We start from the raw sequence: 16,031 nt of genomic DNA on the forward strand, positions 1-16,031 counted from the left end.
AAGTATTATATAATTTGACATATTGTCATGAAGTATCTTCAATGATATTGCCATTAAGAGGACATGAGTCCTATCTAAACATATGAATCAAGCAGTCATGAACACGATGTAAAGGAGTGCAAGCGATGGATTTCCGAAGAGAAGATGAAGAGAAGAAGATGAATCATCAAGAAGATGTGCATCAAGAGAATGAGAAACAAATAGACGAACCAGAAAAAGAAAAGGAACTCGTTTATCAACCTCATGAAAACGAAGCATCTGCCACTCAGGAGAGTGTGACAAACCATTCTCCTCAAATGGAGGATGACCGTGCGTCGAAAAAGGAGAAAAAGCGGAAAGCGGCATGGCTCAGTCCGATCCTTGGAGGGATTATTGGCGGAGGCCTTGTGCTTGGCATTACACCGCTTTTGCCGCAGTCACAGGACACAGCTGCAAACACACAAACGCAAACAGCTTCAAGTGAGCCGGCAGCTTCTGATAATTTCTCAACAAAACAAATCACCAATGCCACGAATGTCGCTGATATGGTAGAAGATTTAGAGCCAACCATTGTAGGAGTCTCAAACTATCAATCTACACAAAATTCGTTTGGCCTTAGCGGTGACTCAACAGAAGCTGAAGCTGGAACGGGTTCTGGTGTCGTCTTTAAAAAAGATGGCAAAAAAGCGTACATTATTACAAATAACCACGTAGTCGAGGGTGCCAATAAACTGAAGGTCACACTTTATGATGGGAAAACAAAAGACGCAAAGCTGGTCGGCAATGATGTGATGACAGATTTAGCTGTTGTTGAAATCAATGCAGACGGCATTGATAAAGTGGCGAGCTTTGGTGATTCTTCTAAGCTCCGTGCTGGAGACAAAGTGATCGCAATTGGGAACCCGCTCGGTGCACAGTTCTCTGGTACTGTGACAGAAGGGATTATTAGTGGTCTTGATCGTACAGTTGAAGCGAACACATCATCTGGTACGGTGGAAATGAATGTACTGCAAACAGATGCAGCGATTAACCCCGGGAACAGCGGGGGACCGCTTATCAATACAGATGGTCAAGTGATTGGCATCAACAGTTTAAAAATTAGCGAAAGCGGTGTGGAATCACTTGGCTTTGCGATTCCAAGTAACGATGTCAAACCGATTGTAGATGAGCTGTTGAAAAATGGAAAGGTTGAACGTCCTTACCTTGGCGTACAAATGATTGACCTTGAGCAAGTGCCTGAAACGTATCAAGAAAATACGCTCGGCTTATTTGATAAACAAATCGGCAAAGGGATTTATGTAAAAGATGTATCAAAAGGATCACCTGCACAAAAAGCAGGCTTGAAATCTGGAGATGTCATCATCAAATTCAAAGGGAAAAACGTGGCAAACAGCTCTCAGCTGAAAGAAATTTTGTACAAAGAAACAAAAGTCGGCGATAAAACGACAATGACTGTCATTCGTGAAGGGAAAAATAAAAATCTAGACATTACCCTTGGACAGTCTGAAACCGAATAAATGAAAAAACAGGTGGACGTTAAAGGTCTACCTGTTTTTTTATGCTTATTTTTTTGAAGAGAGTGTACGTAATATGATCTTTTCCCACATGCTCCAAGGCAAGAGCTGCTTTGCTGTGAATGAAAGTCGCACCCCTTTCCCAATCGGATATCTCAACTTTTTCAGCCGTTTCTTCTCGGCTAATCGAATCACAAGCTCTGCGACTTCACGCGGGTCACCGTAGTTGGTTTTCTGGGCATTGATATAAACCATCATCTTTTGATAGATGCTTGTGTATTTCGATCCTTCCTCTGGCTGCAACATGTGCTCGTTCATAGACGTGTTCCAAATATTTGTTTGGAAAGAGCCTGGCTCGATCAAGGCTGCCTGTATACCGAACGAGGCCAGTTCAATGCGCAAGCTCTCTGTATAGCCCTCCAAAGCAAACTTGGAGGATACATATGGAGAAAGTGCGGGCATTCCCATTAATCCGCTGATGCTGCTCATATTGAATATCTTTGCACCATTTGTCATAAACGGAAGGACGGCTTGTGTCATTTCCATGACTCCGAAGACGTTTACATCAAATTGCTGGCGGTACGTGTCAACAGGAACCTCTTCAGCAAAACCCGCATAGGCTGTTCCCGCATTGTTGACAAGCAAGGTAATGGGGGCGTAAGCATGTAGCTTTTTCTGAAATGCTTGAATCGACTGCATATCTGTCACATCTAATGCTTCAATATGTATCGCTTCGGATAAAGAGGCTTGCTTGATCTCTTCGGCAAGCTTTTTCGCATTGGCTTCCTGCCTGACCCCTGCAATCACTGTATAGCCTTGCTTGGCGAGACCTATCGTGATGAGCTTGCCAAAGCCGCTATTGGCGCCAGTTACAATGGCTGTTCTTTTCATCATCTCGTTCTCCTTTTTGTTTCAATCTACCATAGTCCGCTGTTTTATTGAATAACGAAAAGCAGGATGGAGAAGAATAAAAAGCGATGATAAGAAATAGGAGGAAGCACATGATGTGTTGGAAGAAGGCGGGACAAATAGGAGTGCTGCTTTTTATGCTGTCTGGCTGCCAATCAATCGAACCGCTGCAGCAAACAAAGGAAGCAGAAGCAGAGAGTCTCTCAGCGGTTCAAATGAAGGAACTTCCATTTGAGCATCTCCACCTGCATGTTCAATACGGGCAGAAAAGCGAATTATACGAAGCCACCTATCGTCAGGCGAAAGGCAAAGAAGAAGCACTTATCCGTGATCATATGAACGGTGTCCGCTATGAAGGTGAAGAAGCATTACGCGAGATGAAGATGAAGCTAAATGATATGTCTATTCCTAGTGAGAAGCTCAATGATGCGTATGTAAATGAGCTATTAGCCGCTTTTAATCTAGACGATGATTATCAGCGGATTCAGGTCGATATTAAGCTTGAAGGTGGGACCAAACGTACATTCCAAAAGAAGAAGTAAAACGAGACTTTCTCATTTTTTAATTGAAAATGATTTTCAAGATCACTTAAATCTGATACACTAAATTGAGATAAGTGATCTTTTCCGTCTATACATAGACGATATTTCATATAAAAAATTTGCATGAGAAAAGGAGCGTTTGAGCGGAATGAGTGCCATTTCTACTGAAGGTTTAAGCTTAGGCTACGGAGAAACAATGATCATAGATGAACTAAATGTATCAATCCCTAAGGGTGAAATCACAGTATTTATTGGCAGCAATGGATGCGGTAAATCCACGCTACTTCGCTCTTTGGCCCGTCTCATGAAGCCAATGGGTGGTTCTGTCCTGCTTGAAGGTCATTCCATTGCCAAATTACCAACAAAGGAAGTAGCGAAACAGCTCGCCATTCTTCCGCAAGGACCAGAAGCGCCAGAAGGATTGACGGTGCATCAATTAGTGAAGCAAGGCAGATATCCTTATCAAAATTGGCTGAAGCAGTGGTCGAAGCAAGACGAGGAAGCGGTGAATCGCGCACTGAAGTCAACAAAGATGGAAGACCTCGCTGATCGAACAGTCGATTCATTATCAGGTGGACAAAGGCAGCGTGCATGGATTGCGATGACGTTAGCGCAGGAGACGGATATCATCTTGTTAGATGAGCCGACGACTTATTTAGACATGACGCATCAAATTGAAATTCTAGACCTTCTGTTTGACTTAAATGAAAAAGAGCAGCGCACGATTGTCATGGTTCTTCATGACCTGAATCTCGCATGTAGATATGCTCATCACCTTGTAGCGATTAAAGACAAGACGATTTATGCAGAAGGAAGACCAGAAACAGTCATTAATTGCGATCTTGTGAAAAATGTCTTTGATATGAACTGCCAAGTGACGACAGATCCTTTATTTGGAACACCATTATGTATTCCGCACGGTAGAGGACGCTGTATTGTACAGCAAGCGCAAGCGGAGACATTTCTTGCTGCAAGATAATCGTAAGTCAAAAGCCTGACATCTGTTACGCACAGAGTCAGGCTTTTTTCTTAAAAAGGGAGCGGAAACTCAATGGGAAATGAATTAGATGAAAAGCTTGAGGGCTTGCTTGATAAATATACAGAGCTGCTGCTTGGTGAATCAACAGACGCGCTGAAACAAGATGTGAAACAGTGGGTGATTTATTCTCATATTGCAAAAAGCATGCCGCCTCTAGCAAAGCACTTTAATGAAACGTATCCAGAGGCGAAGGAAGAAATCAAAGAAACAATTCAGCGGATCAAACAAATGAACGAAGCTCATCGAGCCAATCAAGACCGTTAAAAAACTGCCAGCACTACACTGGCAGTTTTTCTTTATGACATCTGTGATGGTCCGTATGGAGATTGATCTGTCAGTGTTTGCTGGAATTTCTGGTGTGCCTGCTGGAGTTTTTGCTGTTCAGCGGCTTCAACAGAATACCAGCCATATCGGAACATGACATCATATAAATGTCTTTGTGTTTTCTGAGTTTCTAGCGCAATTCGCTGAATATCCTGGTAAAGAGATTCATGACTGAATTCATTGAGCGCTGTGTTGTAACCGCTTGTCATATATTTTTCAGTCGACAAAAGGTCTGTGACAAAATCACGATCATTCATGTTTGTTGTCGTGGGAACCGGAGTTTGTGGATTCCCGATTTTTTGTTGGTTTTGTTGTTCCATGTTTTTTCCTCCTATTGCATAAAGCCAGTAGACTGGCCTTGCCCTGAGCTGCCTAAATGCTGAAGAATTTGTGTGTAGTGCTGATGATGCATTTGGCCCACTTGATTTAATTCTTGTTTCAACGTCTGGTCTTGGCAGTGCTCGGCCATAAAGTGAGCCTTTTTCATAGCGATCAAGTTCCAATTCAGCATATCCTCTAAGTACAAGGAATCTTTCACTGAAATGACTTGCGGGGGCATATTCATTTGCTGATTGTTCAAGATGTGTTCCTCCTTACGATTTTGTTTCCTTACTGATTCTTTTTATATTGCTGATTTTGACTGGTCTTTTTACCGCCTAGGTCTGCTTCCTGTGATGGACCTGCGTTTCCTTTTACACTTGCAGCACTTACGCCTGCTTTCGATGGGTTTTTCTTCAAACGAGACATGTGGACATCACCTCCATTCTTACAATGCCCTCTCATCTTTAATTCATACGCCGCAAAGTAAGGCACATCAGAATGTGTAAATTTTTGAAATCCGCTCTTGAACTGTTTCGGAAAATCTTTTAAGATAAAGAAAGAGGCATTGCTTTTTTTTGGACAAAAAATGAATGACTGTTCATTCAAAATGTTTAGGGGGATATTTATGGGCAAACATATTCGCAAGGCGGCTGTCATTGGTTCAGGTGTCATGGGCTCAGGCATTGCTGCGCATCTAGCCAATATCGGGATACCAGTAACATTGCTAGATATTGTGCCAAACGAACTGACAAAGGAAGAAACGGCGAAAAAGAGAACGCTTGATCACCCTAGTGTTCGGAATAGATTAAGTCAAGAAGCGATGAAAAAATTGTTAAAGCAAAAGCCAGCACCTCTTACATCAGCAAAAAACCTATCATACATCACACCGGGAAATCTCACAGATCACCTTTCCTTATTACATGATGCTGACTGGATCATTGAAGTCGTCACTGAAAAACTCAGCATCAAACAACACGTATTCTCTCTCATCGACGAACACCGCAAAGAAGGCAGCATCGTATCAAGTAACACATCCGGTATTTCGGTTGAAAAAATGGCAGAAGGCCGATCAGATGATTTTAAACGCCACTTTTTAGGCACACACTTTTTTAACCCAGCCCGTTATTTAAAGCTTTTAGAAATCATTCCTATTCAAGAAACAGATCCAGAAGTACTCCAATTTATGAAAACGTTTGGCGAGGATGTACTTGGTAAAGGCGTCGTTGAAGCGAAAGATACGCCGAACTTTATTGCCAATCGTATTGGTACTTATGGACTCCTTGTGACAGTGCGTGAAATGCTTGAAAACAAATACACCATTGGAGAGGTGGATTCGGTCACAGGACCCCTCATTGGAAGACCGAAAAGTGCGACCTTCCGTACACTTGATGTCGTAGGGCTCGACACGTTTTCCCATGTAGCTCGCAACGTATATGACCAAGTAGAAGGAAAGGAAAAAGATATTTTCCAGCTGCCTGAGTTTATTGAAACAATGCTTGAAAAAGGATGGATTGGCAGCAAGGCAGGGCAAGGATTTTATCAAAAAAATGGAAAGGCCATTTTAGAACTTGATCCTGTGACGCTCACGTATGGAGAACGAACGAAGCTTAAAGATCCAGGCATTGAGATGGCGAAGCAGCAAAAAGGGACGAAAGCGAAATTGAAAGCGCTTATTTATCAAGATGGCCGTGCAGGACAATTGCTTTGGAACATGACGGCACCTGTGCTCCTTTATTCAGCTCAGTTAAAAGGCGAAATTGCGGATGATATTCAGTCCGTCGATAACGCAATGAAATGGGGATTTGGCTGGCAGCACGGTCCATTTGAGCTCTGGGATGCAATCGGTGTGAAAAAAGCAGCCGAGCGCATGGAAGCAGAAGGTCACAGCATCCCGCAGTGGGTGCAAGACATGCTGTCAGAAGGACACGACACATTCTATCAAGAGAATGCTGATGGAGAGCGTGCGTTTTATCACAATGGGGCTTATGAACAGGAAAAAGGAAACGAAAAGAATATTTCTTTAGCGAAATTGAAAAAGAAGCAGGGCGTGATTTTTAAAAATTCTGGTGCGAGCTTGATTGATATCGGTGATGATGTCGTCTTGCTCGAATTTCACTCCAAAAGCAATGCCATTGGACTAGATGTCATTGACATGATCAATCGCGCTGTCGATGAGGTGGAACAGAATTATAGAGGGCTTGTCATCGGAAACCAAGGGAAGAACTTCTGTGTTGGTGCCAACCTTGCTCTGATTTTAATGGAAGCTCAGGACGATAATTTCTTTGAAATTGACTTTGTGATCCGCCGCTTCCAGCAGGCAATGATGAAGGTGAAATATAGCGACCGTCCAGTCGTTGCTGCACCGTTTGGTATGACACTCGGAGGCGGAACAGAGGTTTGTCTGCCGGCAGCAGCTATTCAGGCGTCTAGCGAATCATACATGGGTCTTGTCGAGGCTGGAGTTGGACTGATTCCGGGCGGTGGTGGAAACAAAGAATTATACCTTCGCCATCTGCAAGGGTCAGCTAAGCCGACGCAGACCGCTATACAAGATGCCACGCTGAAAACATTTGAAACGATAGCAATGGCTAAAGTATCTACTTCGGCTGAGGAAGCGCGGGATATGAACATGCTCCGCGTGAGTGACCGAATCAGTATGAACGGGGACCACCTGATCTATGATGCGAAACAACTGGTGCTCTCTCTTGATGAAGCGGGTTATCGTGCACCGCTCAAGCAGAAGGTGCCCGTCATGGGAGAAACAGGCTATGCAGCAATGATATTGGCTGCTGAAAATATGAGACTGTCTGGATACATTTCAGAGCATGACATGACCATTGTCAAAAAATTAGCTCATGTCATTTCCGGCGGGAAACTGCCATTTGGAACAGAGGTAGAGGAGCAATACTTATTAGAGCTTGAAAGGGAAGCCTTTTTAAGTCTTGTAGGAGAAGTGAAATCACAGGCACGCATGCAGCACATGCTCGTCAAAGGAAAACCTTTACGTAACTAAGGGGGAGTCAAAATGAGAGAAGCAGTCATTGTCGCTGGCGCGAGAACACCAGTAGGGAAGGCGAAAAAAGGATCGTTAAAACATGTTCGGCCTGATGATATGGGCGCATTGTGTGTAAAAGAAACATTAAAGCGTGCCGGTAATTACGACGGACAGATAGATGATTTGATCATCGGGTGTGCAACACCAGAAGCAGAGCAGGGGTTAAATGTGGCTCGGAATATTGGGGCGTTAGCAGGGCTTCCGTATACAGTACCTGCCATCACCATCAACCGCTACTGCTCATCTGGTCTTCAGTCAATCGCTTATGCGGGTGAACGGATTATGCTCGGCCAGGCAGAAACGATCTTAGCCGGAGGAGTCGAATCGATGTCACAGGTGCCGATGATGGGTCATTCCATTCGTCCGAATGCTCAATTGGCAGAGCAAGCGCCTGAATATTATATGAGCATGGGCCACACGGCAGAGCAAGTGGCGCAAAAATATCAGGTCACACGTCAAGATCAGGACGCCTTTGCGGTAAGAAGTCATCAAAAGGCAGCCAAAGCATTGCAAGAAGGGAAATTTTCAGATGAAATCGTATCCGTTGATGTAACAGAGCGGCGGGTAGGAGAGCAATATCAATTAGAAGAGCATTCATTCACCTTCTCACAGGATGAAGGCGTGAGAGCGGGCACAACGGAGGAGATTCTTTCCACTTTGCGTCCGGCTTTCTCAACAAAAGGCACGGTGACCGCAGGGAACTCTTCTCAAACAAGTGACGGCGCTGCGTGTGTGATGATGATGGATCGTGAGAAAGCATCCTCACTTTCCCTTCAGCCGCTCGCCAAGTTCCGGGCGTTTGCTGTTGGCGGCGTACCGCCTGAGGTGATGGGAATCGGTCCAATTGAAGCCATTCCGCGTGCGCTGAAAATCGCTGGACTTGAGCTGAAGGATATCGGGCTGTTTGAATTAAACGAAGCGTTTGCCTCTCAGGCAATTCAAGTCATTCGTCATTTAGGGATCGATGAAGAGAAAGTGAATGTCAATGGCGGGGCAATCGCGCTAGGGCATCCGCTCGGCTGTACAGGAACGAAACTTACACTGTCACTCATTCATGAAATGAAACGGCGAAACGAGCAATTTGGCATCGTCACAATGTGTATCGGCGGGGGCATGGGAGCAGCAGGAATTTTTGAATTGATCTAAAGGGGGAAATCAGGATGAAAGCAATGGAAGATGTAAAAAAGGGTGGAAGCTTCTTAATTGATGAGACGAATTATGAGCATATCTTTACACCAGAGGATTTCTCTGATGAGCATCAAATGATTGGAAAGACAACAGAGGATTATATTTTACAAGACGTTGTTCCGTATATAGATCAAATTGAACATCATGAATTCGAGCATTCCGTCAGGCTTCTCAAAAAGGCTGGAGAGCTTGGACTTCTAGGAGCTGATGTGCCTGAAGAATTCGGCGGACTCGGATTAGATAAAATCAGTTCAGCCATCATTACCGAGAAATTCTCCAGAGCAGGGAGTTTCTCACTTTCCTATGGCGCCCATGTCGGCATTGGATCTCTGCCAATCGTGCTGTTTGGAAATCAAGCGCAAAAGGAAGCATACCTGCCTGGACTCGCTTCTGGAGAAACGATTGCGGCGTACGCCCTAACTGAGCCAGGATCAGGCTCTGACGCTCTTGGAGCAAAAACGACTGCAGTCCTGAATGAAGCTGGAACCCATTATGTGCTTAATGGGGAAAAACAATGGATTACAAACTCCGCATTTGCCGACGTCTTTGTCGTATATGCGAAGATTGATGGTGAACACTTCTCTGCTTTTATCGTAGAAAAGGATTTTCCAGGTGTCAAAACTGGACCTGAAGAGAAAAAGATGGGCATTAAAGGGTCCTCGACGAGAACGTTAATTCTTGAAGATGCTCAAGTGCCGAAGGAGAATTTACTAGGTGAAGCTGGCAGAGGTCATGTCATTGCCTTTAACATTTTGAATATCGGACGCTACAAGCTGGCTGTCGGGACAATTGGTGCGTCAAAACGTGTCATTCAATTATCGGCAGAATATGCAAACCAGCGTAAGCAGTTCCAAACACCAATTTCTCGATTCAGCTTAATTGGTGAAAAAGTAGCCAACATGTCGACAAAGCTCTATGCGATGGAAAGTGCTGTTTACCGCACAGTCGGATTATTTGAACAGCGCATGGGTCTATTAAGTGAAGAAGAGCAAAAGGACGGCAAACAAATTGCCCAGTCCATTGCAGAATATGCGATTGAATGCTCTCTTTGTAAAGTGCTTGGCTCTGAAACTTTAGATTATATTGCAGATGAAGGCGTGCAGATTCACGGCGGATATGGATTCATGCAAGAATACGAGGTCGAAAGAGCCTATCGTGACTCGCGGATTAACCGTATTTTTGAAGGGACAAACGAAATCAACCGTCTGCTTGTACCAGGCACATTCCTGAAGAAAGCGATGAAAGGGGAGCTTCCGCTGCTTCAAAAAGCGCAAACCTTACAGGAAGAGCTCATGATGATGATGCCGGAAGAGCCGGGTGATCAGCCGCTTGATCAAGAAAAATATTTACTCGCCCATGCGAAAAAGATCGCCCTTATGGTATCTGGTATGGCAGCGATGAAGTATGGAAAAGCTTTAGACAAAGAGCAAGAAATCCTTGTGAACATAGCGGATATCGTCAATGAAATTTTTGCTGCTGAATCGGCGATTCTGCGTACCGAAAAGGCAATCGCTTCATCAGGGCTAGAAAAGTACGCTCAAAAGCTTGCCTACACACAAATTTTCACGCAGGAAGCCTTCTTAAAAATTGAAGCCCATGCAAAAGAATCCTTGATCGCGATGGAAGAAGGAGATTCACTCCGCATGAGTCTGTCAGCTCTTCGCAAACTGACAAGATTCACCCCGATCAATGTCATCGCCAAAAAGCGCGAAGTGGCGAAACGAATCTTTGAAGCAGAGAAATATATCGTATAAGGACAGCTTAAAAGGTGCGGAGTGATATCCGCACCTTTTTGTAAGCATACATTTAGGTTTTTAAAATATTTTGTGATAAAATGTTCTCACAATTTGCAGGAGGTGAAAATGGTGGCTTTAGATTTTTATGAATACCCATCTTGCGGTACATGCCGAAAAGCAAAAAAATGGCTGGAAGAACACAATAAAGACATCAACAGCATACATATCGTCGAAGAGACGCCTGATAAAGAAACATTAAAAGCCCTTTACGAAAAAAGCGGCTTAGAGCTGAAGAAGTTCTTTAATACAAGCGGACAGAAATACCGGGAGCTACAGCTGAAAGATCAACTTCCTGCAATGTCAGAGGACGAGCAGCTAGAATTACTCGCGTCTAACGGAATGCTGATCAAGCGTCCGATTACAACAGACGGTAAACGAGTCACAGTTGGATTTAATGAAGATACATTTAAAAGCGTCTGGAAATGATGTAACTTTCATTCAGATTGTGGTATCTTCAATATAGATTGAAAGAAAAGACTGGAGGGGTATTGAATGAGCACACCAAAAGATTTACGTTATTCAGAAGAACATGAATGGGTCAAAGTAGAAGGAGATAAGGTGCGTATCGGTATTACGCATTTTGCTCAATCTGAGCTAGGCGATATCGTGTTCGTTGAGCTTCCTGAAGTAGGAGACAAAATTACAGCGGACGAGCCTTTCGGAAGTGTAGAATCAGTGAAAACAGTTTCTGAGCTTTACGCACCGATCAACGGCACAATCGTCGAAGTGAACGATGAGCTGGATGACAGCCCTGAATTCGTCAACGACTCTCCATACGAAAAAGCATGGATGATCGTGGTAGAGCCAGCTGATACATCTGAAATTGAGAACTTGATGACTGCTGAGCAATATGAAGAAATGACAAAAGAAGACTAATTCACGTGAAATTGGACACTCTACCTTTATGGGGGGGTGTCCAATTTGTCTTTTCAAAAAGAACAGGTGGATATAACAGATCATGTCACTGGCCGATTCAAAGAAAGCGGCATGGTGCTGTATCATCAAAATGAAGAGATTGGCACGATGATTAGTGAAAACCAATATGAGTTAAAATCAGGTTATTCCTATGATCAAAATCGTTTTTATCGTCTGACGGATACATTGACCCACGGGACAGAAAAATATGTAGACTGTGATGATGAAAATGGCTGGTGCTAATCACAGATAAGGCTGCAGTGAGCATAAGCTGCAGTCTTTTTAGTGCAAGTGCCCAATCTTTACAACCTCGATGAAAGATTGTAATCTAAGGGAGAAGTGAACAATGTCAAAAGGGCCGGGTGATCGTGTTGAATGTAGAGGTAGAAAAGGTCATCATTGTAGAAGGTAAAACAGACAAACAAAAGCTAAAAGAAGTCATAAGTGAACCTGTTACCATCATTTGCACCAATGGCACGATCAGTACATCGAAGCTGGATCAGCTTGTAGACGAATTATTAGGGAAAGACGTTTACATATTAGCAGACAGTGACGATGCAGGCGACAAACTGCGGAAGCAATTTCGAAAAGAATTCCCTGAAGCACTTCATCTTTTTGTCGACAGAACATACCGCGAAGTGGCCGCTTCACCGTCAGCCCACATTGCATCTATCCTATTAGCTGCAAACATTGATGTTCATTCGAAATATTTATGAGGGTGGACGTATATGAAAGAGATTGAAGAACACGAATTCAAGGAAATAAAGGACGATTTATTTCTTTTATACTTATATACACCGTTTTGCGGGACATGTCAGCTGGCAAAGAAAATGCTGACAGTCGTAGACACCATGCAGCCGGATGTACCATTTTATGAAAACAATTTAAACTACTCACCAGGCTTTGCAAAAGCTTTTGAGATCGAAAGCGTTCCTTGCTTTCTACTGTTTAAAAAAGGTGAGCTGGTGCAAAAAGGCTATGCCTTTCACTCCGTTCCATATCTTCATGAAATGATTGAAACCGCTAAATAAAGCGGTTTTTTGTCATATTTCAAGCAATTCGTCTGAAAATTTGTCGAGTTATTTATAAAGGACAAGCCAATGTTTGTAGAGAAATGTTATGTATAACCAAATGACAGGGAGGTTATACATGTGGAAAATGTGAAAACCCATGGGAACACAGGGCAGCGTTTATTATTAAAACCGCTGCTCTCATCATCATCCTTGAAGATTACATTTGAGGCGGAAACTGACTCTTGTACATTGATTGTGGATGAACGTGGTGAAGTGAAGAAACTGCCTGCAATTGAGTTATCGGATCTCATCTTTTATGGTGAGAGAAAAGAAATACTTCAATTATTAGATGGAGATATGTCCTTACAGCAGTTAATTAGCAGAGGACAAGTGAAGGTAAAAGGATCATTCCGTGCGCTCCTAAGACTAGAGGCTGTGCTTTGGCTGACGAACGGTTTTTTTCGAAAAATGATAACGTAGTCGTTTACTTGGAAATTAGCGATTTACAGCGTTGACATATCTCGGGTAGCATGATATTCTACGTTAGTAAAAACATGAACATCACATAAAACAACATATTTTCTCTTATTAAGAGAGGTGGAGGGACGTGCCCTATGAAACCCGGCAACCGTCAGCATAGCTGAAATTGGTGCCAATTCACTCAAAGCCGCAATGCTTTGAAAGATGAGAGAAAGGCGTATTGAACATAAAAGGCCTTTCTGCTTGCGTTGCAGTTAGGTCTTTTTTACTGAACTGGTGTCAGGCTAGAGGCATGACAGCAGAAGAATAAATAACGTATGTGATGGCAACCTATAGATTCAGCAAGAAAGCAGGTGAACAGACTGTGATCCATTTACAGAATGTATCAAAAACGTACCACTCTAAAAGCGGAAATGTTGATGCCGTGAAAGACGTTAACTTGGATATCGATAAAGGTGAAATATTCGGAATTATCGGGTATAGCGGTGCCGGAAAAAGCTCGCTTATTCGCCTATTAAACGGTCTGGAGCTGCCAACAGCAGGAATTGTTGAAGTGGCAGGCAACCGGATCAATGAAGTATCGAATGCGAAACTTCGGAAAGCAAGACAAGAAATCAGTATGATCTTCCAGCACTTCAACCTACTTTGGTCAAGAACGGTGAGACAAAATATTATGTTCCCGCTTGAGATCGCAGGTGTAAAGGCATCAAAACGGAGAGAACGTGCGAATGAACTGATTAAATTAGTCGGTTTAGAAGGAAAAGAAAATGCGTATCCATCTCAGCTAAGCGGCGGACAAAAGCAGCGTGTGGGGATTGCGAGAGCATTAGCAAATGATCCAAAGGTTCTTCTTTGTGACGAAGCGACGTCTGCGCTTGATCCGCAAACAACCGATTCCATCCTTGAGCTTTTGGCGGATATCAATAAACGACTAGGGCTCACGATTGTGCTGATTACACACGAAATGCACGTCATTCGCAAAATTTGTCATCGCGTGGCGGTCATGGAGAATGGACGTATTGTCGAAGAAGGCGAAGTATTACGCGTGTTCAGACAGCCAAAGGAAGAAATGACGAAGCGATTTGTGAAACAGCTTGCTGAACCAGAGGAAGCGAAAGAAACAATCGAGCACGTCTTAGAGCGAGTAAAAGAAGGTCAGGTCGTACGGTTGTCCTTTATTGGCGATTCTGCCGAGCAGCCGCTGATCACTGAAATCATTCGATCCTTCAAGGTCGATGTGAACATCCTTCAAGGGAAGATTTCTCAAACGCAGGAAGGCGCGTTTGGAACACTCTTTATCCATATTAATGGAGAAGAGACCGAGGTAGAAAAAGCCATCGCCTATATCCAAAGCAAACAGGTTGAAATCGAGGTGATGACACATGTTTGAGAAATGGTTTCCGAACGTTGATTTAGATGTCATTTGGAATGCAACGGGTGAAACGGTGTACATGACACTCATTTCACTAGCATTTGCTTTTATTATTGGTATCATCCTTGGGCTATTGCTCTTTCTGACTAGTAAAGGCGGTCTTTGGGAAAATAAACCGATTAACACCGTTATCGGGGCAGTCGTCAACATTTTTAGATCGATTCCTTTTATCATTTTAATCATTCTATTATTAGGGTTTACAAAACTTATTATGGGCACAATTCTAGGTCCCAATGCAGCCCTCCCTGCCCTTGTCATAGGGTCAGCTCCATTCTATGCACGCCTTGTCGAAATTGCACTGCGTGAAGTAGACAAAGGAGTCATTGAAGCAGCACGATCAATGGGAGCGAAAACGTCGACCATCATTTTCAAAGTATTGCTGCCAGAATCATTGCCAGCCCTCATTTCAGGTATTACCGTAACAGCGATTGCTCTAATTGGCTCAACTGCGATTGCAGGTGCAATTGGGGCAGGCGGACTTGGTGACCTCGCTTATGTAGAGGGATACCAATCTGGTAATACAGATGTCACACTTGTTGCCACTGTGTTTATTCTCATCATCGTCTTTATTATTCAAATAATCGGTGATTTGATTACAAATAAAATTGATAAACGTTAAGGGAGGATTTATTCATGAAGAAATTGATTTTAAGTGCACTATTTCTAGCATTTGCAGGCATTTTAGCTGCATGCGGTTCATCTAATAACGCAAGTGATAGCAAAACCATTACGGTTGCGGCTTCAAAAACACCACATGCCGAGATTCTTGAAGAAGCAAAACCACTTCTAAAAGAAAAAGGCTACGATCTCAAAGTGAAAGTACTTAGTGATTATAAAATGTACAACAAAGCGTTAGCTGAAAAAGAAGTGGATGCAAACTTTTTCCAACATATCCCTTACTTGAACGAAGAGAACAAATCAAACAAAGATTATAACCTAGTAAGTGCTGGTGCGGTTCACCTTGAGCCTTTCGGTATCTACTCTAAGAAATACAAATCAGTAAAAGATATTCCAAATGGCGGCACCATCATCATGACAAACAACGTAGCTGAGCAAGGACGTATGCTTGCTCTATTACAAAATGCCGGTGTCATTAAGCTTGATCCAAAGGTTGATACAATCAACTCAACGGTCAAGAACATCAAAGAAAACCCAAAGAACCTAAAGTTCAAAAAAATCGCTCCTGAACTAACAGCGAAAGCTTATGAAAACAGTGAAGGTGATGCTGTGTTTATCAACGTCAACTATGCGATTCAAAATAAATTGAATCCGAAAAAAGATTCAATTGAACTTGAGCAAACAAAGAACAACCCGTATGCAAACATCGTGGCTGTTCGCAAAGGTGAAGAAAAATCAGAGAAGATCAAGACATTAATGGAAGTTCTTCACTCTGATAAAATTAAAGAATTCATCGACAAAAAATACGACGGTGCAGTTCTACCGGTATCTGAATAACAACGATTCAACCTCGCTTTCATCAAAGCGAGGTTTTTTGTGTATTTTTTCAAATCTCGCTCATAATAA

At 43.1% G+C, this 16,031-nt stretch carries 20 protein-coding genes and 1 riboswitch; of the genes, 16 read left to right on the top strand and 4 right to left on the bottom strand.

Annotated elements, in window-relative coordinates:
- Positions 1 to 125: 125 nt before the first annotated feature.
- Positions 126 to 1,496 carry a S1C family serine protease gene (locus tag C6Y03_RS07300; RefSeq protein WP_034659926.1) on the top strand — a complete coding sequence of 457 codons (1,371 nt, stop codon included), beginning with the start codon at positions 126 to 128 and terminating at the stop codon, positions 1,494 to 1,496.
- 45 nt (positions 1,497 to 1,541) lie between these two features.
- On the opposite strand, the gene C6Y03_RS07305 is transcribed toward C6Y03_RS07300, so the two are convergent.
- Positions 1,542 to 2,387: an oxidoreductase gene (locus C6Y03_RS07305; RefSeq protein WP_223260737.1), complete on the bottom strand. Its 846-nt coding sequence runs from the start codon at positions 2,385 to 2,387 to the stop codon at positions 1,542 to 1,544.
- 110 nt (positions 2,388 to 2,497) lie between these two features.
- On the opposite strand from C6Y03_RS07305, the gene C6Y03_RS07310 reads away from it, so the two are divergent.
- The 3 genes from C6Y03_RS07310 (at position 2,498) to C6Y03_RS07320 (ending at position 4,247) form a co-directional block, all read left to right on the top strand.
- Positions 2,498 to 2,944 (top strand): YusW family protein, encoded by a 447-nt coding sequence (locus C6Y03_RS07310; RefSeq protein ID WP_189318315.1) that lies wholly within the window; start codon positions 2,498 to 2,500, stop codon positions 2,942 to 2,944.
- A gap of 148 nt (positions 2,945 to 3,092) precedes the next feature.
- A complete protein-coding gene (locus C6Y03_RS07315; protein ID WP_003213584.1) occupies positions 3,093 to 3,923 on the top strand; it encodes an ABC transporter ATP-binding protein in 831 nt (276 codons plus the stop codon).
- Positions 3,924 to 3,995: 72 nt separating this feature from the next.
- Positions 3,996 to 4,247, top strand: coding sequence for a YusU family protein (locus tag C6Y03_RS07320; RefSeq protein ID WP_066030425.1), 252 nt, complete (start codon positions 3,996 to 3,998; stop codon positions 4,245 to 4,247).
- Positions 4,248 to 4,279: 32 nt separating this feature from the next.
- Here C6Y03_RS07320 and C6Y03_RS07325 read toward each other — a convergent pair whose 3' ends face one another.
- Genes C6Y03_RS07325 through C6Y03_RS07335 form a run of 3 tightly spaced genes read right to left on the bottom strand, consistent with a single transcriptional unit; the run spans position 4,280 to position 5,054 of the window.
- A complete protein-coding gene (locus C6Y03_RS07325) occupies positions 4,280 to 4,627 on the bottom strand; it encodes a spore coat protein (RefSeq protein ID WP_034659918.1) in 348 nt (115 codons plus the stop codon).
- Between the two features lie 11 nt (positions 4,628 to 4,638).
- Positions 4,639 to 4,890, bottom strand: coding sequence for a hypothetical protein (locus tag C6Y03_RS07330; RefSeq protein ID WP_223249598.1), 252 nt, complete (start codon positions 4,888 to 4,890; stop codon positions 4,639 to 4,641).
- Positions 4,891 to 4,916: 26 nt separating this feature from the next.
- Positions 4,917 to 5,054, bottom strand: coding sequence for a YuzL family protein (locus C6Y03_RS07335; protein ID WP_003212904.1), 138 nt, complete (start codon positions 5,052 to 5,054; stop codon positions 4,917 to 4,919).
- A 199-nt stretch (positions 5,055 to 5,253) separates the two neighbouring features.
- On the opposite strand from C6Y03_RS07335, the gene C6Y03_RS07340 reads away from it, so the two are divergent.
- The 12 genes from C6Y03_RS07340 (at position 5,254) to metQ (ending at position 15,962) form a co-directional block, all read left to right on the top strand.
- On the top strand, positions 5,254 to 7,641 hold the full coding sequence (locus tag C6Y03_RS07340; protein ID WP_106039100.1) for a 3-hydroxyacyl-CoA dehydrogenase/enoyl-CoA hydratase family protein: 2,388 nt from the start codon (positions 5,254 to 5,256) through the stop codon (positions 7,639 to 7,641).
- Between the two features lie 12 nt (positions 7,642 to 7,653).
- Entirely contained in the window at positions 7,654 to 8,829 is a 1,176-nt protein-coding gene (locus tag C6Y03_RS07345) for an acetyl-CoA C-acetyltransferase (RefSeq protein WP_034659915.1), read from the top strand.
- A 14-nt stretch (positions 8,830 to 8,843) separates the two neighbouring features.
- Positions 8,844 to 10,625 carry an acyl-CoA dehydrogenase family protein gene (locus C6Y03_RS07350; protein WP_106039101.1) on the top strand — a complete coding sequence of 594 codons (1,782 nt, stop codon included), beginning with the start codon at positions 8,844 to 8,846 and terminating at the stop codon, positions 10,623 to 10,625.
- Between the two features lie 111 nt (positions 10,626 to 10,736).
- The gene (locus tag C6Y03_RS07355; RefSeq protein WP_034317446.1) at positions 10,737 to 11,093 is read left to right on the top strand and encodes an arsenate reductase family protein; all 357 of its coding nucleotides are present in this window, start codon (positions 10,737 to 10,739) and stop codon (positions 11,091 to 11,093) included.
- A 66-nt stretch (positions 11,094 to 11,159) separates the two neighbouring features.
- Positions 11,160 to 11,543, top strand: a complete 384-nt coding sequence (gene gcvH, locus C6Y03_RS07360) for a glycine cleavage system protein GcvH (RefSeq protein WP_003213614.1) — start codon at positions 11,160 to 11,162, stop codon at positions 11,541 to 11,543.
- 45 nt (positions 11,544 to 11,588) lie between these two features.
- Positions 11,589 to 11,825 (top strand): YusG family protein, encoded by a 237-nt coding sequence (locus tag C6Y03_RS07365; protein ID WP_034659913.1) that lies wholly within the window; start codon positions 11,589 to 11,591, stop codon positions 11,823 to 11,825.
- Positions 11,826 to 11,953: 128 nt separating this feature from the next.
- Complete coding sequence (locus tag C6Y03_RS07370) at positions 11,954 to 12,298, top strand: toprim domain-containing protein (RefSeq protein ID WP_034660691.1); 345 nt, start codon at positions 11,954 to 11,956, stop codon at positions 12,296 to 12,298.
- Positions 12,299 to 12,310: 12 nt separating this feature from the next.
- Positions 12,311 to 12,613, top strand: coding sequence for a thioredoxin family protein (locus C6Y03_RS07375; RefSeq protein ID WP_034659912.1), 303 nt, complete (start codon positions 12,311 to 12,313; stop codon positions 12,611 to 12,613).
- A 120-nt stretch (positions 12,614 to 12,733) separates the two neighbouring features.
- Complete coding sequence (locus C6Y03_RS07380) at positions 12,734 to 13,075, top strand: SCP2 sterol-binding domain-containing protein (protein WP_034659911.1); 342 nt, start codon at positions 12,734 to 12,736, stop codon at positions 13,073 to 13,075.
- Positions 13,076 to 13,177: 102 nt separating this feature from the next.
- Positions 13,178 to 13,286: riboswitch (SAM riboswitch) on the top strand.
- A 153-nt stretch (positions 13,287 to 13,439) separates the two neighbouring features.
- On the top strand, positions 13,440 to 14,465 hold the full coding sequence (locus C6Y03_RS07385; protein ID WP_106039162.1) for a methionine ABC transporter ATP-binding protein: 1,026 nt from the start codon (positions 13,440 to 13,442) through the stop codon (positions 14,463 to 14,465).
- Positions 14,458 to 15,126, top strand: coding sequence for a methionine ABC transporter permease (locus C6Y03_RS07390; RefSeq protein ID WP_099727008.1), 669 nt, complete (start codon positions 14,458 to 14,460; stop codon positions 15,124 to 15,126). The genes C6Y03_RS07385 and C6Y03_RS07390 overlap by 8 nt, the downstream gene beginning before the upstream one ends.
- Before the next feature lie 14 nt (positions 15,127 to 15,140).
- Positions 15,141 to 15,962: a methionine ABC transporter substrate-binding lipoprotein MetQ gene (metQ, locus tag C6Y03_RS07395; RefSeq protein ID WP_106038201.1), complete on the top strand. Its 822-nt coding sequence runs from the start codon at positions 15,141 to 15,143 to the stop codon at positions 15,960 to 15,962.
- Positions 15,963 to 16,031 lie beyond the last annotated feature (69 nt).

Source organism: Bacillus sp. LNXM65 (assembly GCF_002998575.1).
In the GTDB taxonomy this organism is placed as follows: Bacteria; Bacillota; Bacilli; order Bacillales; family Bacillaceae; genus Bacillus.

Bases quoted from the DNA above. Each gene is read 5' to 3' on its own strand.
- C6Y03_RS07305 (WP_223260737.1), bottom strand. From the start codon at position 2,387: ATGATGAAAAGAACAGCCATTGTAACTGGCGCCAATAGCGGCTTTGGC.
- C6Y03_RS07300 (WP_034659926.1), top strand. From the start codon at position 126: ATGGATTTCCGAAGAGAAGATGAAGAGAAGAAGATGAATCATCAAGAA.
- metQ (WP_106038201.1), top strand. From the start codon at position 15,141: ATGAAGAAATTGATTTTAAGTGCACTATTTCTAGCATTTGCAGGCATT.
- C6Y03_RS07350 (WP_106039101.1), top strand. From the start codon at position 8,844: ATGAAAGCAATGGAAGATGTAAAAAAGGGTGGAAGCTTCTTAATTGAT.
- C6Y03_RS07320 (WP_066030425.1), top strand. From the start codon at position 3,996: ATGGGAAATGAATTAGATGAAAAGCTTGAGGGCTTGCTTGATAAATAT.
- C6Y03_RS07325 (WP_034659918.1), bottom strand. From the start codon at position 4,627: ATGGAACAACAAAACCAACAAAAAATCGGGAATCCACAAACTCCGGTT.
- C6Y03_RS07315 (WP_003213584.1), top strand. From the start codon at position 3,093: ATGAGTGCCATTTCTACTGAAGGTTTAAGCTTAGGCTACGGAGAAACA.
- C6Y03_RS07340 (WP_106039100.1), top strand. From the start codon at position 5,254: ATGGGCAAACATATTCGCAAGGCGGCTGTCATTGGTTCAGGTGTCATG.
- C6Y03_RS07335 (WP_003212904.1), bottom strand. From the start codon at position 5,054: ATGTCTCGTTTGAAGAAAAACCCATCGAAAGCAGGCGTAAGTGCTGCA.
- C6Y03_RS07310 (WP_189318315.1), top strand. From the start codon at position 2,498: ATGTGTTGGAAGAAGGCGGGACAAATAGGAGTGCTGCTTTTTATGCTG.
- C6Y03_RS07390 (WP_099727008.1), top strand. From the start codon at position 14,458: ATGTTTGAGAAATGGTTTCCGAACGTTGATTTAGATGTCATTTGGAAT.
- C6Y03_RS07375 (WP_034659912.1), top strand. From the start codon at position 12,311: ATGAAAGAGATTGAAGAACACGAATTCAAGGAAATAAAGGACGATTTA.
- C6Y03_RS07345 (WP_034659915.1), top strand. From the start codon at position 7,654: ATGAGAGAAGCAGTCATTGTCGCTGGCGCGAGAACACCAGTAGGGAAG.
- gcvH (WP_003213614.1), top strand. From the start codon at position 11,160: ATGAGCACACCAAAAGATTTACGTTATTCAGAAGAACATGAATGGGTC.